The following is a 20,911-nucleotide window of genomic DNA, read 5'->3' as shown; positions in this document are numbered from 1 at the left end:
GATACATGCGAACTTAATATCATGCGCTCTGGGTATTGGTATTGGTGCGGTTCTGGCGCGCGCGGTTTGATATCAATATAGGCTAGGCTTTTGTTCAGTGACCGTAGAGAGTGCGTTTCGGTAGAAGTAATCGTGCTGTATAACCGTGCTTGGAGGCATTTCTGATACTCAACAAAGGCCGCTGATGATCCAGCAACCGTCGCATATCGCGCATGACCAGTGTCAGAATAGCGGCGCCGCAGCTTATAAAATATCCGGGGTCGGTGCTCGGAGGCTAGTATGGGCAGCCCTTGCTGAGGGATCTTATCCAAAGAGGTATAAGCGGCCGTCGCGCTGTTAGTGGATGTTGACGAATACGAAATATGAAATTTCACTGGTGAGCTCCGAGACGATTTTTCCGAAGTGCTAAGAGTTAGTGGCAAGGAACAAGGAAACGGTTCCTACGACTATGCCCTTAACGTACCTTCGATCTCATAGCCGGGCGTGGGGTACGCCACGAAGTGAAATAATGTGAGGTACGCCCTTGTCCTTGATCAAGTTCGAATAGCGGGGCAGGGGGATAGCGGCCTATTTCTTGGATTGAGTCAGATCCACGCCTATCAATTTGTACGAGCATCGACGCTGAGCGAATTGGGTTGCCGGGTTTATGACGCAGCTAGGTGTAAACGCTCGACGAGCCCAACATTCAAAGCATTCAACTGATGTCGGCTGTTGTGCTCCCGTTACTCAGAAGCCCATCCGCCATGATCGGTTTTGACCTCTGGTATAACCGCCCTCATCAGGTTTTGACGCCGCGATTCGTGGCCTGATTCGGTATATCCAGGGTATGATTTCGATGCCTGAAGATCGTCCCGACGACCTTATGCTGCTCAAGCAATAGCTCGCGCAGATGCTAGTTTAGCGCGAAATTAATAAAGGCCGAATTGTTCATCTGGAAGAAAAAATGCGCTATTCGCCAGCGTTTGCTTGGACGCAATGTCTGAGCAAACAGCTGATCCTGCTATGCCTCTGTTGGCCTTTGCAACGAAGCAGGAAGCGTCGCCGAAGTCATCGACGAAGACGCTGATGAGCGTCGTCGCTCCCTTCAAGCGCCGTGCTAGCGCAAGCCATTGCCAGCCTATTTGCCTCTTATCGAAGCCATCCACGAACTGGCTGAACATGAACTGACCTGCATCTGCGGCTGCCACAAATAAGCGATTGGCGAGGAGATCATCGATCAGTTTGAAATCATGTCCATGCAAGTCCGGGTGATCAAACACGTTCGGAAAGTTACGGTTCCCGAGACTGCGAAACCGCGCCGGTCTCGGCACAAGCCGGCTCATCTCATTGAAAAGCATGGCCAGTCCGAGTGTGCTGGCGATGCTGTTGACCACCAAGTATGAGGGCGGCTGCCGCTTCATCGCTTCGAAGAGGTGATGTGCCGCCACGGGATTGCTTTTACGCACTACTCTGGATATAACGCGCTGGGCGCACTGAAGCGGACGCGATCACCCTTATCGCCAGGATTTCCATGCGCGAACGCAGCTCTTATCCGACATCATTCAAAGCCCAAGTCGTTCAGGAATGCCTGCAACCTGGCGCAACCGTTTTCAGTGTCGCCATCAGTCACGGCATCAACGCCAACGTCATCCGCAAATGATGCCGCTCTATCGAGACCAATTCGCCCCAAACTCGCTGCCAGCCTTTATCCCGCTGAAGGCTGCTCCTAAACGGCCAGCGGAAAAGTTGGTGATCATTGAGTTACCCATGGCCGGGCAAGTGATCACGGTGAAGTGGCCAACCTCAGATCCTGAGTGCTGCGCGCAGTTTATTCGGACTATCGCTCAATGATCAGCATTGATGCGATCTGGCTGGCCAACGAACCGATGGATATGCGCGCCGGCGCGGAGACAGTATTGACCCGGGTTATCGCGGTGTTCGGTGCGGCGAAGCCGCACTGCGCTTACCTCTTCGCCAATCGCCGGGCCAACTGGATTAAGGTGCTGGTGCATGATGGCGTGGGTATCTGGCTTGAGGCACGGCGACTGAATCAGGGCAAGTTCCACTGGCCGGGCGTTCGCCATGGAGCTGAGGTCGAACTCGACAGCGAACAGCTTCAGGCCTTGGTACTGGGCCTGCCCTGGCAGCGTGTCGGTGCAGGAGGTGGGATTACTGTGCTGTAAACGCCGGCCATTTGGCCGGTCTACTTGTCGCCGTCCCGTGTCGGCTCTGGCACAATCAACGGCATGACGTCCTCGCCCAACGTCGACCAGATGAGCCCAAAAAAGCTACGTGCTTTGGCGGCGCAAGCGTTGCAGTTGCAGTCCCAGATCGAGGTGATGAGCAACAAGAAGATTCAGAATGATGGAGGCATCATCGAGCAGCTCACTTACGAAACCGCCCTTCTCAAACGCCACAAGTTCGCCAAGCGCAGGGAGCAAATCAGCCCGGCGCAAGGCAGCTTGCTAGATGACCTGCTCGACACAGACCTTGAAGCAATTGAGGCCGAGCTAAAACAGCTCCTCCCAGCTGCGCCACCGGCCGAACCACGGCAATCTCCCAAGCGTGCACCATTGCCGCCGCAGTTTCCATGCACGGTGATTCGCCACGAACCCGAAAACACCCAGTGTGCCTGTGGCTGCAAACTTCAACGCATCGGTGAAGACGTCAGCGAGAGGCTGGATTACACACCGGGCGTGTTTACCGTCGAGCAACATGTGCGTGGCAAATGGGCCTGTCGTCAGTGAGAAACACTGATCCAGGCGCCGGTGCCGGCCCAGGTTATCGACAAAGGTATCCCGACTGCTGGCTTGCTGGCCCACGTGATGGTGGCCAAATTTGCCGATCACTTGCCGCTGTACCAGCAGGAGAAAATCTTTGCCCGCGCTGGGTTGGCAATTGCTCGCTGGACCCTGGCCCAGTGGGTCGGACAAACCGGTGTGCGACTCCAGCCACTGGTCGATGCACTGCGTGAAGCGGTGCAGAACCAGGGCGTGATTCACGCCGATGAAACACCGGTACAAATGCTCGCGCCAGGTGAGAAGAAAACCCACCGGACCTACGTCTGGGCCTACAGCACGACGCCGTTTTCGACGCTCAACGCCGTGGTTTACGACTTCAGTCCAAGCCGTGCCGGCGAACAAGCACGCAACTTTTTGGGCGACTGGAACGGCGAGCTGGTCTGCGATGACTTCGCTGGCTACAAAGCCGGTTTTGAGAAAGGGCATCACTGAGATCGGCTGCATGGCTTATGCCCCCCGCAAGTTCTTCGACCTGCATGTCGCGAACAAAAGCCAGTTGGCCGAACAGGCGCTGCACTCGATTGGCGGTTTGTACGATGTTGAACGCCAGGCTCGGGACATGAGCAATGAAGAACGTTGGCGAATACGTCAGGAAATGGTGGTAGCGATCAGCAAAACACTGCATGACTGGATGTTGGCCCAGCGCGACCTGGGCCCAATGGGTCAGCCACGGCCAAAGCCCTCGAATACAGCCCCATCGACAACAACTAGGTCGAGAGCCAGATACGGCCATGGGCACTCGGACGCTCGAACTGGTTGTTAGCCGGGTCGCTGCGCAGCGGCAAACGGGCGGCGGTGATCATGAGCCTGATCCAGCCGGCGCGCATGAATGGCCATGATCCGTATGCCTATCTCAAAGATGTGCTGACGCGGCTGCCGACACAACGGGCCAGTGAGATCGGCCAACTGCTACCGCATCAGTGAGTGCTGGCCTGAATTACGCAAGGTGAGTTGACGTGCGCTTACGGAAACCCCCTTTCTTATCGTGGCGGGTCATACGAGTTGACTACCGCATTCCACTGCGTTTCATGGTCTTCGACCGAAACATACCATTCGCAACCAGACACCGCGATACGAATGTCCGATAAGCACTTACACTAATGTTGTATGCCAACCCATGATGCGTCTTCTTGGTTGTCAGGGAGCTTAGTGGCGCCCGAAAACACGAGGCCCTTCTTTAGAAAACGACTCGGCTCCAGGTTTGTTGAGAAATCGAATGACTCCCAATTTAGGCCAGAGCCGAGGGAGTAGAATCGTTCGATTTGATCGTCTACACAGTAGCGACGAACAATCTCCTCAATAACGGTTACCTCGTTCGAGCTGAGCGGGGCCTTTCGCCAAGCAGTGTAATAGATGGATATTGCCAAAATGCGCCCTCAGAGTCGGTAACCGTGATTGGGATGAAGGATACCGGGCTTGCGTCCGTTCGACTACGCAAGGTGTGTTAGCCGGACACTTACTGATCAGCTTGGCATCACGTAAACCATCGACGGCATAGTTCCAGCACACCCCCGTTTGATCGCCATGCTGGATGGTCGCTCTAGGCATCGCTCCGAAAGCTCGGTGACCAAATGGCCCAACACTGCGTCCCGGCACATCGCGGCCATGGCAACGCTTTCGTCGGACGGGAGGTTGTAGCGGCTAGGGGCAGTAGGGGTCGACAGAGACACGTTTGCATGCGATGCCCAGCGCTCAGGGTTGCGCACGAACAGATCCGTAACCCGCGATGAAAATCACCGCAGTGCGGGTGGCAGATGTGGCGTGGGCGCGTGACAAAATAACTGTAAGCGCTGTATGAAATCTAGGTTGTCCAAGGTCTAACACAATCGCTCACTTTGCTGATGCAACTGTAGCGCCACGCTTTGTATCAATGTCGAGGTAACGGAACTCCAGCCAGATTTGCTGCGCAGATGGGCCAAGCATAGTGCGAGCGTATCTAGACGTTCATGCGGGTCGGGGCGGCTCAGTGGGGCGGTGGTAGCAACAGGGGTGAGGGCAATAAATTTCATATTTTCGTCGTCTTTGATAAGCCTCACCCAGGCGCTACCGCGGACAAGTTCGGTTAAGTCAAACGTCAAGCCGCTCCCTGCATAAAGGCACTTTCGGCGAATGCCCTCATGGCTGCCCGCGCAGCTACACTAGTAGTTCATGCTGGCGAGTGTTAAACAAAGTTATTTTTGGGGTGACGGATGTTCACACGCATGGCCGATGTGGCGCTGCTCTAACGCGCAAGGAGCGACATGGAACGTGCCAAGGCAATTAGATTTATACTGAGGTCCAAAACGTGCAAGCTTCATATATTGCGGTGTTCGAACTGGTACTGGCGGCGTTTCCAGTGCGCGAATATTACCATAGCAGCCACAGCGGTTGTCACCAACAAACCAAAGAGTACTTGCCGCCAGAGGCGGATCTGGTTGTTCGTGAAAGAGAACGGCCCCCAATGCACCGAAGGTGTGGCGTCGATGGTGGGCGCTGCTGGTACAAAGACAACCGAAATAGTCTGGGCCAAAGCGCCCATGCCAGGAATGCTGCTAGCGACCATCTTTTGCACTCGAGGGCTAAGCACATCCGGATCCACCTGCGAACTGTGCTTAATGAAAACCGCGGCGGAAGCGGGCATGACCGGTTGTCCTGGAGCTAATCGTTCGGCCAGTACCACGTGAACGCGCGCTAGCGCAACCCCTTCAATTTGCGTAAGGGTTGTCTCCAATTCTTGCGACAGCGCGTGGATGTAGCGGGCGCGCTCCTCCAGCGGGGTGGAGACCATGCCCTCTTTTCGAAACACTTCGCCCAAACTGCTGCGTGCCTGACTAGGCAACCCGATCGCGCTGAGGGTGCGAATTGCAGAGGGAAAATCATGGCGCTTGACCGACACGCTAATGCCTTTTTTATGCGAGGTTTTGTAACTTTCAATGTTTTTGCTAGCCAGTTCTGTAACCATGACGTTGGCCTGCAACTCGGTTAAGTCGACGTACAATTCGACCTGATCGCTGCAGGCGCTCAAACCTAGGAATAACAGACAGCATAACGTCCGTTGCCACGTCTTAACGGGCTTATTGGAGGTTAGTGATTTTCTCCAATGCATTGGCGGCCTTACCGATAATTTTGGCTGTTAGGACGCTGTCCAAATAATAGGCAGAAAGCGCGCGGGTACTCTGATGGATTTGAATTGGGGACACCGACGTGTCGGTAGCTGTTTTCAGTTGCTTCATGGTTTCTTGCCGTCTTTGACTCAATGCCAAAGCGTGTGAAGCCAAGGATTCGAACACGCCCGTTGCAGGGTAGGAACTGTCAGCTGCCATGGTAAACCAGGTGGCGTCCGCAGGGTTTGCGGGCGAAGCGACATTCGTTGATACCACCGAAGCTGGGAGATTGGAGCGTGAGATTGCTAGACTCATGAAAGAGACCTCAGTTTCTCCGGCCCGGAAGGGCCGGAGGGTTAAGCGGATAAATTAGAAATTTATTGCGCTGGCATTTCGGCCCATTGCGGTAGCCGCTTGCTGAGAAGCTTTCGTTCCCATATCGGATATTAAGTTTTCAGCGTTTCTGTTCGCCGTCTCAATCGATTTCTTGGCGATCCTGGCTTCGTTATATAGCGCGTTAGCTTCAACTGCCTGACTCGGACTTCCGATTAGTTGCTGCGCTATGCCAGCGCCTGCTAGTAAAGCTCCAAGTGCCATGATTGACTCCTCTGGTTTTCTGTACTTATCGATTATGAATTGTGCATACAATCATCGTGTCGCAGATATGAGTGTTCTGACGGCGTAGTTTGGTTCCATGCGCACGTTACTCGGTGAGTTCCTCCGGGCTTTAACTGGCGTAAGGTGCAGCGATTTCTCTACCGATTTACGAGGATAATCGGTTCCTTGACTCTGTTGGCTAGGTGCCTTTCTGGTGCGTTTGAATGTCTGTCAAGTGCGTGCCGGAAGGGTGTTAAAAATGATCTCCTGCAGCAATCGTGGTCTTGCTGGAATGAACAAATCTCAACGAGCGCCTTGCTGCAACGGCAGCTGTGCATGATCAGGCACGTTGTACGGCACCTAAGTTTGGCCAGACATCGTCGGGTGCTAGTTCAAGGGCGAAGTATGCCAGCAGTTGGAATTGGTAGAACGCTGCTGAGGCAGAAGTGGTCGGCGGTCTGAAGGAGCCGAAAGCGTAGCCTGAGCTCGTATAGGCTTGAGCCTTAGCTTTGATGGTGCAATGGGTTCCGTATACGGCGCCGTGTCGTTGCTTGCTGTGAGACGTTACTGGTAATGCCATCAGGGGGTAGATAGCCGTGGTTATCGTTCGGCTATGGAACTGAATGGCGATGAGTCACCACCTATACAATGCGTCGATCATTGCACTTAGGGTGAGATGTGCTTGAACCGTCAACCCGTCGGAGGTGGATCATTTGTCTGAACAAGCTTGGCAAATCTGGTGGGTCAGGCCTTGGCTTGATCTAGGGGCGGGCTGGCTGCCTGCCCCATTGAGTGAACTGTCCCTTGACGCCTTGCATTGCTGGGCGGAGATGCACCCGTTGGTCTTAGGTCGCGCGCTGCAGGTCTCGGTGGAGAATGCCCCGATTGTGGCCCCTTGGCTCAGGCAATTAATGCTGGCCACCCCCAGCGTTCGTCGTGAGGCTTTTGAGCGCATGCGTGGGATATATTGCGTTCGCGCGCGCGACCAAATGGATTATAAGGCGCGTGAGTGGTGCGAGCGTGTAGCACGTGGAGTGCGGCCGGCGCCGTTGAGCACGCCGATTAGCGGCGAAGTGTTGCTGTGTCGCGCAGTTGGGCCTTGGTTATGGTCGCGCGTGCGTTTGAGCTTTGCTCGCGAGGATGCCTGTTTCGAGCTTCAGGCCGCGGCTGACAAACTGCCGTTGCTTTGGGCTGCCGCGTTGTGGCAAGCGCAGTATCGCGATGGGGGGGGGCGTGTTCGTAAAACGTCAACTGCAAAGTGGGGCTGTGACCCCGCTACTGCTGCCGGCACTTCTTAGTCGCCAGCATATACATGGCTTTGTCCAAGCCGAAGCTGTTCGGGCGGAAGCGCAGGTGCAGGCGGAGGCTGGGATGCACGCTCAGGTCGCACAGGCCAATCAGGCCCAAGCCGATTTTTTGCGACGTGCGCTGGCCTGCAGTGAGTCCTGGGATAGAGCGCATCAACAGCACCAGCAATCTTATCAGGAAACAGCCGTGCACCTAGTGAACAAGGCGTTACGACTGCTGTTAAGTAAAATTCCAACGGCTGAGCGGATTGAGGGATTACTTATGCAACTGTTTGATGAGTGTCCCAGCGGGCCCTCGCTGCAAGTCTGCTGTCATCCCGCGGTACAAGATCAAGTTCAGCATTGGCTGAATCATCAGACTAATTGCACCTGGATCTTGTCGATCGATAGCGCGCTAGCTGAAGATGCCTTGTATTTAGTGATGGAGGGCGGAGAGCTGCACCTCAATTGGAACGACTGTATCGCTCAGTTGTTGTTACCAGAAGCAGTTTGAGTCGCATATGAGTCGCTCGGGCTTTAGCGGGCCGGGGCAGAAGGAAACTTTCGGTTATACTTAATGAGATGCCATTGTATTAGCTTGCATGTGTCAAGAAAATTAGATGGGATAATTTAAGGTGAAGGCATTGCCTGTATAGCCTAGCGGACTTTATACCTTTTTTTAAATACTCTGGAGTTTAATGATGTACCTTGAAAGTGCAGCCACCCAGCGGGCGATAGATCGACGCTTTGAGCGTAACTATGAAGACAATCAACGGATCGCACTTGAAGCGTCGAATGACGGAATGGTTACTCTTCAGGATATGGCCGATTTTTTAATTTCCACGCAAAATTTGTCAAGTAGCACTTTCGCCGTCAACCAGCATGTAAGAATACAGCATAACCTCACCAAGGCGATTATTGATGCTATACCGTGATCTCGCATACGCCATCATGTTTTGGGCCAATGCAGGAGGTACTGCGTTGTTGCACAGAATTTATGGGCTGGGTCACGATTTTTACGATTAAGTCAAGGGGGGTGACCTTAATAATGCGGCTCATTCAGCCCCGTGACTTCGAACGCTTTCTGCAACTGCAAACGTTGGCTCAGGCCGAGTTCGGTGGTCAGCTCACGGCCACCGTGGATCTCGAAAAGTTTGGACTCTTCAAGTATGTTCCCGGGGCTGTAGATGCCAGCTTGCTGAACGATGCATTTGGGCGCCTATTAAATCAACGTGATTCTTTAATCTATGGTGTGGCCCAGCTTGAGTGAAGTAAATGATCTTGCGTAATCTACGACGGTGGTGCCAGTGCGTGCTGCTAAGTGTGCTTGGTTTCGGTTCGTGTCTCCCGATGCCACTGCTGGCTGCGCCGCTCGTCAATAAGTGGCGTGAAACTGCTTATGCCTACGACGCGGAGTACGAACCGCTCGAACAGGTTCTGCAGCGTTTCGCCGACGGGTTTGGTTTTCGCTTGGCATTGAGTGGTGAATACGGCAGGGTGAATGGTTACTACCGTAGCCATCAGGCTAGTCAAGTGCTTGACCGCTTGGCTCTGGAACAGCGCTTTGACTGGTTTTTTTATAAAAATACGCTGTTCATCAGTCCTGGTGGTGAGTACGTTTCGGCGCGCCTGTTGGTGCAAGAAGATGCCGCTGAGCTCCGCCTGGCCTTGACTGAGATTGGCCTGCTGGATGTAAGGTTCGGATGGGGTGTACTCGATAGTGGAAAATCCGTGCTGGTGTCTGGGCCGCAAGCCTATATCGAGTTGATTCAGAGCTTCGCGGACGAGCAGTTGCACACAGAGGAGAATGAGCCACAGGAACCGGTTTTGATCAGCTTGCCGCTGCGCTACATCAATGCCGATGATCGCAGCGTCCAGTACCGCGCGGAAAAGGTCTTGATCCCTGGCGCCGCGACCTTGTTGCGGCGGTTATTAGACGATACTTCTTTCGAAGAGCTTTCACTCCAGAATATGAATCGCGGGGATAATATGAGCGACGCTTTAATCATGGCTAAGGCCGGGGCGTCAAAGAGCTCGCGATCGGCAGCAATCCGCCCGAAGACATACTTTCGAGTAGAGCCGGACATACGCAACAATGCGGTTTTAGTGCACGATCAGGCCAGCCGGCGGCCTATGTATGAGGCACTGATTGCCCAGATCGATCAACCGAGCCGTTTGATTGAAATCGATGCATTAATCCTAGATATAGATCGGCGGGATTTATCGGGTTTGGCGGTTGACTGGCGCACCAATAATGGCCAGGAGCTTGGAGGTGTTAGCCTTTTGCCTTCGGGAGCTACGTCGACTTTTTTTATTGGCAATCGAAAGCGCTTTATGGCGCAGTTACACGCATTAGAGGAGTTTGGGCGGGCGTCCTTGATCGCCAGCCCATCGGTGCTTACACTAGAAAACCATCCTGCCATCATTGACTTCAGTCGGACTGAGTACCTGTCGAATGTTGGGGAACGGGTAGCTAGCCTCGAGGCGGTAACTGTTGGCACCAGTTTGCAGGTAACCCCGCGTATAATCGAGGGAGGCCGACGCAAGCAGATGCAATTGCTGATCGACATTGAAGATGGCCAGTTTGAACCGCGTGCGCAAGGTCCGGTGCTCTCGAGTACGCATAAAAGTGTAGTCAGCACCCAAGTGTTGATCGAGGAGAGTAGGGCGCTCGTAATCGGTGGGTTGCAGCAGCAACAAAACCTTGAAAGTGCGCGCCGAATCCCGTGGCTCGGTCGCATCCCGGTGCTAGGCCCGTTGCTGTTCTCCGACCGTGAGCATAGTCAAAGTCGACGGGAGCGCTTGTTTATCCTGGTTCCGCGCTTGATCGGCGATCAACACGACCTGCGCCGCTATGTGGACAGCGGCGAGAGGCCGCTGGAGCGCGAAGTGGTTGAGTCCGTGCAGGAACTTCTGGCGCCGCGCGGCCGAGTCCAATTCATTGAGCTGAAGGGCGAATGAGGTCGGGAGGCGACTAATTTAAGTCATCCGACCTCAATAGAACTGTTTTCTTATATGTTCAGAGTCTTACCACCGGGCTTACTCGGCGGGCTGATCTGCAGGCGTTTTAACCGATGGTAGAACGTTCGGCTGGGGATGCCCAGTTCGTCAATGACGTCGGCAATCGATTGATTATGACGCTTGAGCGACTCCTCGATTAAATTTTTCTCTACTTGCTGCAACTGGTCTCTAAGATTGGCAGGTGCCGGGCTTTGGATTGCGGCGTCATTACCTTGCAACGGTGGCAGGCCCAGAGCATAGCGGCGTGCCGCCGAGCGAAGCTCGCGCAGATTGCCTGGCCAAGGATGACTAACCAGCTCGCTCAATACATTAGAAGGGGGCGGTAGAAAAGGACAATTCAATAGGCTCGCTTCGGCTTCAAGCATTTTTAGAAAGCACGGGATAATGCGCGCTTTTTGAGTTCTCAATGGCGGTAATTGGATGGTCAGTGCGTTGAGCCGGTAAAACAAATCGCTACGAAAGCGCTGCGTTTCGACCAAGTGATTCAACGATCCTTGTGCGGAGGCAATTATACGCAAGTCCAAAGATATAAATTCAGTCGAACCAAGTCGCTCAACGCCGCGAGTTTCGATGGCTCGCAGTAGTTTGGCTTGGGTGTGCACTGGCATACTGTCGATTTCATCCAAATACAGAGTGCCTTGATGGGCGGCTTCAAAGTAGCCAGCGCGTGCACGGGTGGCGCCGGTGAACACGCCGCTGACTGTTCCGAACAGCAGGCTCTCGGCCAGACTTTCGGGAATAGCGGCACAATTTATTGGAATAAATTTACCGGTGCGCCCCGATCGTTCATGAATGCGTCGCGCCATATTATCTTTACCGGTACCGGTTTCACCACACAAAAAGATGTCCAACGGTAGGGGGCCGACTTTATCGACCAGGAGATTGACTGAAGATTGTTCGGGCTGAGTTGGCTGTGCTTTTAAAAGACTCTTCATAAGTTCTATTGTTACCGCTGACTATATACCGTGAGAAGTGGACAATCCCTGCCGTCATTGCATAAGCGTTCAGCTTAAGATTTGACATCAATTGCTTCAGTTAGTTCGATCTCCATGGCTACATCGCTTTCTAATGGATCGAATGGAGCATGATTGGCGGTCGATAGTGGCGGGGCGCTTGTTTTCAAACTCTTTGATAAGGGGATTAGTGTATCCATGTCCAGCGGCCCGTGAAAACTATTGCGGTCGAGGGTTTTTAAGGTTTGATAGAGAGTGGCGAGGATGCGGAGTGTCTCACGCGGAATGTAACTGCCGAGTGCGCCAGGATAGAGAGTGCGCGCTAGCCATCGGTAGCGGATGACTGGAACTTTCGCCTCATTAGCGCGCGCTATCAAAGCCAAGCAGCCTCGATCTTCACCCTTCGCCGTGATCTGTGGCAGCGGCGTCTGCCCAGGTCGGTAATACAACGCAACCGCAAGGTGGGTGGGGTTTACGATGAGCATGTCCGATTGTTCTAATGACGGTGGCGCGATGAGAGGCTCCTCCAGCCATTGTGCCATGAGTGACCTGCGATGCGACTTCAGGCTGGCGTCGACTTCGGATTCCTTGTATTCCTTTTTCACCTCTTCATGGGTCATGCGTTGACGTTTATTATAAAAATAACGTTGCATCAACATATCAATCAGGGCTACTACCGCCAAGGCCCCGAAACAAGCGCGCAGAATACGCTGAAAAAGCAGTAGCGCTCCGTGCAAGTAGTCGTATAAGTCGGTCTCCACCAACATGATCAGCGTCCCTACTGCCGGTAGACTCAAGCTTAATACCAAGCCGCTGATAAGCGCGGCTTTGAGCAGCCCTGCAATTAAGTTGAATAGGGCTTGCGCGGAAAACATTTGCTTAAGTTGGGCCAGCGGATTGAGTCGATTAATGTCCGGGCGCAGCGCTTCAGGAGCCCACAAAAAACCGAACTGCATCCATCCACCGATTAGCCGAATCGCCACTGCGGGTGCCAGCGTGGCAGCGAAAAAATATAGCAGGACACCTCCGGCCTGCGCGCTTACCTCCAATAGGCTGCTAGGTGTCAGCGGGGCGAGGCGCCCCAAACCATAATGGATGAATCCGTTCAGTCGGTTCAGACTATCGTTGGCCGAGTACAATGACAGCTCGCACATTAGGCTCAGGGCTAGCAGACGAATCAGATCTTGGCTCTGGGCCACCTCGCCTTTTTTGCGCGCATCGCGCAGACGCTTAGGTGTGGCGGGTTGATTCCTTTCCCCACTCATCCTACCGTTCCCAGCAGCACCTTTATGCTCGGTATCAGATCCGTGAACGTCTGCAGGCGCAGGCTCATGTGTTCCCACAGGGTAGGTAGGTAAATAACCAAAAAAGCCAGTCCAATCAGGCACTTGGCTGGAATGGCGAGAACAAACACTTGCAGCTGCGGGCTGTACACGCTGAGCATGGCCATGGAAAAATCCGCAATTAGCAATACTGCAACAAACGGCGCCGAGTATAATATTAAGTAAGTAAATGTTCCGTTAATAAGGGCCATAAGGCCCGCAAAACCGCCGGCGGGCAAGGGCATCCAGGCCATTGCCGGCCAAACTTCATAACTGCTCCACAGCACCTGCAGAAGCACGTCGAAACCAAGCAGCGTCATCATTACAACCACAGTCATCTCTTTAAACAGGTGTCCCAATGGCGTTGCATCGGCGCCTAGTGCAGGGTTGAGTTGCCCTCCCGTAAGCGCCCCTCGCTGGTTGTCGAGCAGTGCGCCTACGCTTTCGAAAAGCCAGAATGGCAGGCTCAGTATCACGCCAATCAGCAGTCCTAGCGCGACCTCCTTGAGCAGCAAGGCTATCCAATAGTAACCAGGCTCGGCGAAGGCGAACGCTAGCTGGCCTTGCAACGACACCGCGGGAAGTACCGCTAAGGCTACGACAATGGCGTGACGCGCTAGCCCGCGAATCAGCGTAAAGCCGAAAGCAGGCACTAAATAAGCACAGGGGTATAACCGCGCCATACTCAGTGCCAGCGCCAACAGGCCCTCGAAATAGCTGCTCATGAGCGCGTCCAAGCTCGACATCGGCTCAATGACCCCGTATGGCGATGCTGTCAAATGCGATCGTGGTTAGGTTTAGCAGCTCTACTCCCATCCAGCGGCCAGAAATCAGCAGTGCCATCCCCACCGCTGTGAGTTTGATCGCATATGGGAGCGTCTGATCCTGAACTTGCATTAAGGCTTGCACCATCGAAATAAGGATCCCGCTGAGCACTGCAGTAATCAGTGCCGGAGCCGAGAGCAGAACCACCAAGAACATTGCTTGCTTGAACAATTCTAGACTTTCCATGGCTACAGATACGAGTAGAACAGGCCGTCGAGCAGTCGCGTCCAGCCCTCGGCAAGCACGAACAGCAGCAGCTTCAATGGCAGCGAGAGGGTCATAGGAGCCACCATCTGCATACCTAGGGCGAGTAAAAGGTTCGAGACAATTAAGTCAATGACGATGAAGGGGATGTAGACGATAAAGCCTATGTGAAACCCGGCTTTGAGTTCTGACAACATAAAACCGGGCATCAATAGATATAACGCGTCAGGCTTTAAGTCGGCGGTCATTTGCGCCGGCCACATGGTCAGGGCGTTGTCGTGAAGGTGATTGAGGATATCGGGATCGGTATTGCGTTGCATAAAGCGAACCAGTGGGGCGACCACCGCGCTCGCAGTACCCATTAACGTATCGCTCGTGGTGAAATCCAGAGGCGCACGCTGCCCGACCTGCACCATTTCTTGGCCCACCGGCGCCATAATAAAGAGGGTCGCCGCGAGGGCAATACCATACAGGGCCAAATTAGGGGGGACCTGTTGAATGCCGATCGCGTTTCGGGTGATCATGAGTACGATAACGACTTTTAGAAAGGCCGTGCTGGTCATCAGCAATAATGGAATCAGTGATAGGCTCGCTAGCAACAACGCAAGCATCATTGGGTCAAGGCCTTGCGATGTCATGCTAAGGTATCCAGCCGGGTGATCTGCATCCCCAAGCCATCATCAATTTGTACCAGCTCGCCGTACGCTAGGCGTCGTTCGCCATGATATAGCGCCGCTTCACCTGGCGCAGCACCTAGGATAGGTAATACGCTGCCAGGAGCCAGACGTTGGAGTTCGTAAAGTGACAACTGCAGGTGGCCGCAGCGAATGCTGAGGGGCAGCAATAGGTCACTAAAGTGCCCGAGCGCGCTTGACTCCCATGGCTTGTTGTCCTCAATGTCGGCGTGATCCTCGTTACTAACGTGTCCGTCTTGCGGGTACGCTTCGTGGGTCATATCAGCGTAGGGCTCATACGCCGCTTCGTTGGCCTGAATCATTTCGGGATCGAATGCCGGATCCATATGCGTGTCTCCTGTTGTCAGGTGCAGCCACACTTGCTGTCGCGCGTGGGTAATACGAACCGGCCAAGGGGTGCGGCTGGGCAGCCAAACCCCCACACCTTGGGGAGTGAAACGTAGATGCTCGGGCATGAGCACATCACCCGGACGTAATCGCTGAAGCTGTCCCATGCTCAGGTGTAATTCCCCAATAATTACAGGCAAGAAGACGCGTAAAAGTAGATTGGAAGCTGGGATCATCGGCCTCCAGCATGCACGAGTCGTCATTGCAATAAGGGTTGCCGCCGGTAGTTGAATCGTGCATTCATGGCGCTGTGTACCAAGCTGGACTTGGAGGCGACAGGGGGGGCCGTGAAACGGGCCGTCGGCGGCGGCGCCTAACGACCCGAATAGCTCCTGTAGTACAGGGCTGAGGCCTGTGTTATACAGCGCCCATACCCAGTCGTCAGCAGCGGCGGGTAAGCGAATTGGACAGCGGCCAAGCAAGCTCAGCACCTGGCCGTTGTCGTGCAGAATTAGGGGGCCGCAGATACTGCTGATTCGGCTGCCCGTTATCGACTCGGTGCCACTGCTGACGTTGTCGAGGAGTAACTGACCGTCTAAACCGTCGACTTCGAAGGGCAGAGATAGGCCGCGTCCTATGGTGTTGAAGACTTGCATTTCGCTGCGCGCCAGTCGGCGAAGAGGGAGGTGCACCTGACTCATGCGAGCTGTTCCTGCAAGATGCTCAGATACACCGGCGCATCCAGCGCGCGTGAGAAAAGTGCCTCGTAGGTGTCCCGATGCTGCTCCAAGTGTTGGCAACAGCACGCCTGTGTACTGCGTATCAATAGTAGCCATAGACCAGGCTTGTATTCGCACGCCCTCAGGGTCAAGCGGCCCAGCAGGGGAAGGCAAACCGTCATCTCAATGCTACGAGTGCTGCTCAGCAGCGGAGCCAAGGTCGCGCACAAGGCTTCGATACTGTCGGCGTTCCATGCTGCTGCCTCGCTTTCGCTGCCAGCATGCGCGATGGTACTCACGGGGGGTACCGCCCTACATCGATTGGCGGCTTTGGCAGCACTTATGTGTACGCGTTCATGCCGCCACATTGGTTCAATCCTCTTGATTATCGCTGTCTGATCTTTCATAGACCAGTTGTTCGATTAGCTTTTTGAGTGCCTCATGAGCACGTGTTCGGTCTCGTAATAAGTGGTTAAGCTGAGCAATCTGGTTCCCTTGCTCGTCATATTGATTACCTAATTGCTTCAGCTCAGTAAGTCGTTTGTGATGCATCAGCAGCGTCTGCTGGTGTGCGTCCTCTTGTTGCTTCAGAGCGGTACCGCTGAGCGGGGCCGGGGCGAGGCTGACGATAGGGGAGTGCAGGGCTGCTCGTAATGTCTCGATATGAAGTTCCATCGCCTGAAGTGCTAGGTCGGCCCGACGGCAGTCTTGTTCGGCGCGGGCGCGTCGGTACTCGCGGAGCTTCAACAGCGCCTGCGCTTTAGTCAGGGACATCGGAAGTCAGCATGTGTAGTTCATGTACGGTGCTGTCGGGAGCGCTGGGCCGTCGCAACGCCTGACGTAAAAAAGTCAGCGTCGCCGGGCGTGTATCTACCGCCAGATCCGTCAATGGATCGCCACCGCTCTGGTACTCACCTAAACGCAGCACAAACTCGACCTGCTGATAAGCGCTGAGTAATCGCCGCAGTCGTCGCGAAGCCTCGATGTGCGCGGTGTTGACGACCTGCGCCTGTACCCTCGACAAACTCGCCAGCACATCTATGGCCGGAAAATGCCCCTGCTCGGCCATAGCTCGTGAAAGCACCAAATGACCATCAAGTAACGAGCGGGCCTCTTCGGCAATCGGATCGCGCATTGAGTCCCCCTCGACCAGAACGGTGTACAGCGCAGTGATGGCCCCGCTGCGGGTCTGGCCTGCGCGCTCAACTAGGCGTGGAAGCAGCGTGTAGACTGACGCCGGAAGTCCGCTGCGGCCAATGGGCTCGCCCACCGCCAAACCGATTTCACGCTGAGCGCGCACAAACCGCGTTAAAGAGTCGATCAGTAGCAGCACATGCTGGCCTTGATTACGCAGCCCTTCGGCAATAGTGGTCGCTGTAAAGGCCGCGCGGGCGCGCTCCATGCTGGAACGGTCGGATGTGGCACATACAATAATTGAGCGTTGGCGTAGTTCATCATCCAGCTCATTGTCGAGGAATTCGCGCAGCTCGCGGCCGCGCTCACCGATTAGACCAAACACGATGGTGTCGCATTGGATATTGCGCGCCAGTTCGGCCAATAGAACGGTTTTGCCACAGCCTGGGCCTGCGAATAATCCGACTCGCTGGCCTTCGGCCAGGCTGTTGGGCCCATCAATGGCGCGAATGCCAGTGATCAGCCAGCGTTTTAACGGGGGCCGCTCGGCCGGCATCGGAGCTTCAGCGATGACAGGCATCAAGATGCCGGCGTCGGGCTGATCGGAAACAGAATCTGCGCCCAGCGGTGCGCCGAAGCCGTTGAGCACTTTCCCTCGCAGGTGCGAACCCACGTGTAGTTGATGGGGTTGACCCAGTGGTAGGACGGCGTCACCCGCCGCGATGCCTTCCAAGTGGCCGAGGGCGCACAACAACGCCAAGTCTTGTTCAAAGCCGATGACTTCGGCCAGTACTGGCGGTTGTCCGAACTTGAGCAGTTGGCACAGCTCACCAATGCGAGCGCGCGGCAGTCGGCAGCGCAGCAGGATGCCCTGCACCGAATGTACACGCCCCCGCCACTGCGCCGGGGCATACCGGATCCAGTGTGCCAGCTGACGCTGGCGCCATGCCGCATGCATGTCAGTGTTGGACTGAGCGCTCACCAGTCCACTTCCAGCGGTGGGCTGCCGTCAAAGCGTAATTTTGTGGGGTCGATGGCAATGAGGCGAACGCCCTCTGATTCATCGCCAATAAACATACGCGTTCCTTGATCCGTCAACAGGTGAGGGATTCCGCCGGCAACCACCTGGACTACCCGGAAAGGTAGAGTCTGCACGGTAGGACGCAGATCCAAGGAAACCGCTATTGCGCTCCTGTAGCGCTGCTGGAAGACTCTGAGTACCCGCCTCAGAATCGGTTCCTGGGTAGGGTCGGCACTGAGTAATACAACTTTATCCGCGTCGTTCAGGGTCACCGTATGCAGGCCTCGCTCGTCGAGTAGCAGCCGCAAGGCCGTGCGTACCTGCTCGGCGGTTTCCAGCGCCGGCTTGGACGGGGACAGTGCTTGCGGCATTAGCGGCGTTACCTGCGTTAGCGGAGTGGGCGTCCATAGCATCCCTCCGGCCGCCATTACAGCCATCAGAACTGGCAGCAGTACCCACAGCCAAGGCCAGTGAACTAGAGGTTGTGCGGACGACGGCGCTAGCGGTGGCACGGGCTTGAGCGCTGGCATCTCAAGGGGGACGGTTTCGCTTGCCCAGGGCGCATCGCATGGAGCGACGCATAGCCAAATATTCGCCGCGCGGAAGAGCTGTTCGGGGAGGATGGTGCCAATCAAAACCTCGCCCTCGGCATCGTAAAATGCCCCTGCGTGCGCCTCAAGCCGCCACTGCTCTGCTTGCAGGTGCAGCGCGCCATGGTGGGCTTCGATCCCGGGATCGAACAGGGCCAAATCCGCCTCTTCGCGAGCCCCGACGTACCATTCATCTCCCACCAGTGGCAGCGCAGCCTGCTGGTGAAGGCCGCTTAATACGCGCAGTTCAAACACCGTGGTATCCACGCTCGCCACTATTACGCCGCATCGTGCGCACCCGGGTCGTCAACGTCTATCCGCCCGAGCACTTGCACTTTGGCACTGCCGAGCAGCTCGGCAAAAGATAAGACGGGAATGTGATTAAATTCGTCGCAGATCAAATCGCGCAATGGGCTACGTATGTCTTGAGCGACCAGCAGCACGCATTTTAACGTGGCCGGCTGCGGGAAGGCATAACGCAGTTGATGTGCCAGCATCTGCGATTTTTCGGCTTCGAGGGCGAAAAATGTTTCGGTCTGCGTCTGCCGTCTGAGTTCGCGCAGCGATGCCTCTGCTTCGGGCGACAATAACCACGCGTTCAAGCCTTCTAGCTCTTTAAACTCGTCGTAGATTTGTGCTTTGAGTGCAATTCTCGCGTAATCGGTTAGGGCGGGCACTGAACGCTCATGAGGGCCGTGCTCAATCAGGACATCGGCAATTAACCCTATTGCCCTAATTGGCACACGTTCTGAAACCAGGCGTTGAAGAACGGCCGCAAACCGGCTCAGTGGTAGGGTGCGCTGAAGTTCCTGTGCCACTTCTGGGTGTTTGGACTCCATCCAGTTCAAGATGTGCTTGGTTTCTTGCAACCCCAAAAACTGCGGCCCGCTTTTCAGCATGCACTGCTCCATACGCTCGGCGAGTAAAGTCAGAGCAGTGCGCGGTTCAAGGGTCGCCAAGATGGGGTGGTCGGGGGCCAGCCACATCCACTCCTCTTCCTGACGCTCCTCTTGCCCTAACAGGACACCTTCAGGTGGTTCGTCCAGCGCGGTCAATGGCACCGCGACCATAGGGCCAAAGGTAGCGGTAAGTACGGCAATCTCGTGTACCAGAAACACAAAGGTGTTCTCCGCCAGTTGATTGTTGTATTCAATTTCGAAACTCGGCAGGGTCAGGCCGTAATGTTGAACTAGCCGGTTGCGGGTCAAGCGTATGGCGTGCAGCAACTCAACCACCGACTCGGAGTCTCGCTGGGAAGCGGGCAAGTGAATTAGAAATGCCCTGGCGGCGTTGAAATTCCGGAGATCCTCCACTCCGTTGTCCCGCATTGAAAGCGTTTGGACAATCTGGTTTGCTTGCCGGTACTCCTTTAACAACTGGTAGCCACCGATTGATGCCGCCAGCGCGGCAATTACGATAAAAGTTGAAGTTGGCATCCCTGGCAGCGCGGCAAACCCCAGTGAACCTAATGCCGAGCCTATCCAAGCCTTGGGCTCACTCGTTATCTGCTGCGCAATCTGTCGTCCTATATCAGTGCCTTGGTTTGTCGCGTCGGGTGAAACGCGTGTAATCATCATCCCTGCCGTCAAAGAAATCATTAGTGCAGGAATTTGAGCGATCAAGCCATCGCCAATGGTCAGTACCGAATAAAGGCGGGCTGAATCACCTGCGCTCATGTCGTGCTGAAGCATGCCAATGCTGAAACCTGCAATCATGTTGATCAGCACGATAACTATGCCGGCGATCGCGTCCCCTTTAACGAACTTGATAGCGCCATCCATCGCGCCGAACAGCTGGCTCTCCCGCGCGAGTGTCTCACGTCGCAAAATGGCAGTCTCAGCCGTGATAAGGCCGCCGCGCAAATCGCTGTCGATCGACATCTGCTTACCGGGCATGGCATCGAGGGTGAACCGCGCAGCCACTTCCGCGACACGTTCGGAGCCCTTAGTGATGACCAGAAAGTTGACTAGGGTCAGGATCAGAAACATGACTAGGCCGACGGCCAGATTACCGCCAACAACAAAGTTGCCAAAAGCCTCGACAATGCTACCGGCATCCTGCTCAAGCAGAATCAGGCGGGTGGTAGCTACTGATAGGGCAAGGCGGAAAAGGGTCGAAAGCAGCAAAACCGCCGGAAAAGAGGAAAAGGACAGAGGGCTGGGTAACAGTAATGCCAACACCACCAACAGCGTGGCAAAGCTGATGTTCGCCGCGATCAATACGTCCACCAGCCACGTTGGTAGCGGAATAATCATCATGAATACGATCGCCAGCGCTAGGCTGCCGGTGACCAGCTCGCTGCGCTGGGCGGCTAGCAAGGCAAACCGATGCAATGGGACGATGTATGGGGGCAT

The 20,911-nt window shown here is 55.0% G+C and carries 19 protein-coding genes and 2 pseudogenes; 8 read left to right on the top strand and 13 right to left on the bottom strand.

The window, feature by feature from the left end; genetic code table 11:
* Positions 1-889: 889 nt before the first annotated feature.
* The 4 genes and pseudogenes from BLU46_RS33175 to tnpC all read left to right on the top strand — a co-directional run.
* Positions 890-1,433: pseudogene (locus tag BLU46_RS33175) on the top strand (IS66 family transposase); the annotation flags it as partial.
* A 77-nt stretch (positions 1,434-1,510) separates the two neighbouring features.
* Positions 1,511-1,639, top strand: coding sequence for a transposase (locus tag BLU46_RS05930; protein ID WP_093199742.1), 129 nt, complete (start codon positions 1,511-1,513; stop codon positions 1,637-1,639).
* A gap of 187 nt (positions 1,640-1,826) precedes the next feature.
* Positions 1,827-2,162 (top strand): IS66 family insertion sequence element accessory protein TnpB, encoded by a 336-nt coding sequence (gene tnpB, locus BLU46_RS05925; protein ID WP_157721283.1) that lies wholly within the window; start codon positions 1,827-1,829, stop codon positions 2,160-2,162.
* 63 nt (positions 2,163-2,225) lie between these two features.
* A pseudogene (gene tnpC, locus BLU46_RS05920) lies at positions 2,226-3,704 on the top strand (IS66 family transposase).
* Positions 3,705-5,073: 1,369 nt separating this feature from the next.
* Here tnpC and sctJ read toward each other — a convergent pair.
* The 3 genes from sctJ to BLU46_RS05900 are packed head-to-tail and all read right to left on the bottom strand — an operon-like array spanning position 5,074 to position 6,460.
* A complete protein-coding gene (gene sctJ, locus BLU46_RS05910) occupies positions 5,074-5,865 on the bottom strand; it encodes a type III secretion system inner membrane ring lipoprotein SctJ (RefSeq protein ID WP_093199739.1) in 792 nt (263 codons plus the stop codon).
* Positions 5,834-6,178 (bottom strand): EscI/YscI/HrpB family type III secretion system inner rod protein, encoded by a 345-nt coding sequence (locus BLU46_RS05905; protein WP_093199737.1) that lies wholly within the window; start codon positions 6,176-6,178, stop codon positions 5,834-5,836. Before BLU46_RS05905 ends, sctJ begins: the two co-directional genes overlap by 32 nt.
* Positions 6,179-6,232: 54 nt before the next feature.
* On the bottom strand, positions 6,233-6,460 hold the full coding sequence (locus tag BLU46_RS05900) for a hypothetical protein (RefSeq protein ID WP_093199734.1): 228 nt from the start codon (positions 6,458-6,460) through the stop codon (positions 6,233-6,235).
* Positions 6,461-7,693: 1,233 nt separating this feature from the next.
* Here BLU46_RS05900 and BLU46_RS05895 point away from each other — a divergent pair.
* The 4 genes from BLU46_RS05895 (at position 7,694) to sctC (ending at position 10,707) form a co-directional block, all read left to right on the top strand.
* The gene (locus BLU46_RS05895; protein WP_157721282.1) at positions 7,694-8,260 is read left to right on the top strand and encodes an HrpE/YscL family type III secretion apparatus protein; all 567 of its coding nucleotides are present in this window, start codon (positions 7,694-7,696) and stop codon (positions 8,258-8,260) included.
* 187 nt (positions 8,261-8,447) lie between these two features.
* Complete coding sequence (locus tag BLU46_RS05890; protein WP_157721281.1) at positions 8,448-8,681, top strand: type III secretion protein HrpF; 234 nt, start codon at positions 8,448-8,450, stop codon at positions 8,679-8,681.
* Positions 8,682-8,794: 113 nt separating this feature from the next.
* Positions 8,795-9,016 carry a hypothetical protein gene (locus BLU46_RS05885; RefSeq protein WP_157721280.1) on the top strand — a complete coding sequence of 74 codons (222 nt, stop codon included), beginning with the start codon at positions 8,795-8,797 and terminating at the stop codon, positions 9,014-9,016.
* 80 nt (positions 9,017-9,096) lie between these two features.
* Complete coding sequence (sctC, locus tag BLU46_RS05880; protein ID WP_157721279.1) at positions 9,097-10,707, top strand: type III secretion system outer membrane ring subunit SctC; 1,611 nt, start codon at positions 9,097-9,099, stop codon at positions 10,705-10,707.
* A gap of 50 nt (positions 10,708-10,757) precedes the next feature.
* Here the strand turns inward: sctC and BLU46_RS05875 are convergent, their stop codons facing one another.
* The 10 genes from BLU46_RS05875 to sctV form a co-directional block, all read right to left on the bottom strand.
* Positions 10,758-11,702, bottom strand: a complete 945-nt coding sequence (locus BLU46_RS05875) for a sigma 54-interacting transcriptional regulator (RefSeq protein WP_093199719.1) — start codon at positions 11,700-11,702, stop codon at positions 10,758-10,760.
* 74 nt (positions 11,703-11,776) lie between these two features.
* Complete coding sequence (locus BLU46_RS05870; protein ID WP_093199716.1) at positions 11,777-12,985, bottom strand: EscU/YscU/HrcU family type III secretion system export apparatus switch protein; 1,209 nt, start codon at positions 12,983-12,985, stop codon at positions 11,777-11,779.
* Complete coding sequence (sctT, locus tag BLU46_RS05865) at positions 12,982-13,767, bottom strand: type III secretion system export apparatus subunit SctT (RefSeq protein WP_093210136.1); 786 nt, start codon at positions 13,765-13,767, stop codon at positions 12,982-12,984. The genes BLU46_RS05870 and sctT overlap by 4 nt, the downstream gene beginning before the upstream one ends.
* A 25-nt stretch (positions 13,768-13,792) precedes the next feature.
* The gene (gene sctS, locus BLU46_RS05860; protein WP_093199712.1) at positions 13,793-14,053 is read right to left on the bottom strand and encodes a type III secretion system export apparatus subunit SctS; all 261 of its coding nucleotides are present in this window, start codon (positions 14,051-14,053) and stop codon (positions 13,793-13,795) included.
* A 2-nt stretch (positions 14,054-14,055) separates the two neighbouring features.
* A complete protein-coding gene (gene sctR / locus BLU46_RS05855) occupies positions 14,056-14,709 on the bottom strand; it encodes a type III secretion system export apparatus subunit SctR (protein ID WP_093199709.1) in 654 nt (217 codons plus the stop codon).
* On the bottom strand, positions 14,706-15,794 hold the full coding sequence (locus BLU46_RS05850; RefSeq protein WP_157721278.1) for a FliM/FliN family flagellar motor switch protein: 1,089 nt from the start codon (positions 15,792-15,794) through the stop codon (positions 14,706-14,708). Before BLU46_RS05850 ends, sctR begins: the two co-directional genes overlap by 4 nt.
* A 390-nt stretch (positions 15,795-16,184) precedes the next feature.
* Positions 16,185-16,586 carry a hypothetical protein gene (locus tag BLU46_RS05845; protein WP_093199702.1) on the bottom strand — a complete coding sequence of 134 codons (402 nt, stop codon included), beginning with the start codon at positions 16,584-16,586 and terminating at the stop codon, positions 16,185-16,187.
* The gene (locus BLU46_RS05840) at positions 16,573-17,904 is read right to left on the bottom strand and encodes a FliI/YscN family ATPase (RefSeq protein WP_093210135.1); all 1,332 of its coding nucleotides are present in this window, start codon (positions 17,902-17,904) and stop codon (positions 16,573-16,575) included. The genes BLU46_RS05845 and BLU46_RS05840 overlap by 14 nt, the downstream gene beginning before the upstream one ends.
* A 20-nt stretch (positions 17,905-17,924) precedes the next feature.
* A complete protein-coding gene (locus BLU46_RS05835) occupies positions 17,925-18,824 on the bottom strand; it encodes an FHA domain-containing protein (RefSeq protein WP_157721277.1) in 900 nt (299 codons plus the stop codon).
* 11 nt (positions 18,825-18,835) lie between these two features.
* A complete protein-coding gene (sctV, locus tag BLU46_RS05830; RefSeq protein WP_093199696.1) occupies positions 18,836-20,911 on the bottom strand; it encodes a type III secretion system export apparatus subunit SctV in 2,076 nt (691 codons plus the stop codon).

Source organism: Pseudomonas yamanorum (assembly GCF_900105735.1).
Classification (GTDB): Bacteria; Pseudomonadota; Gammaproteobacteria; order Pseudomonadales; family Pseudomonadaceae; genus Aquipseudomonas; species Aquipseudomonas yamanorum.
This window is presented reverse-complemented; position numbering and strand designations above follow the sequence as displayed.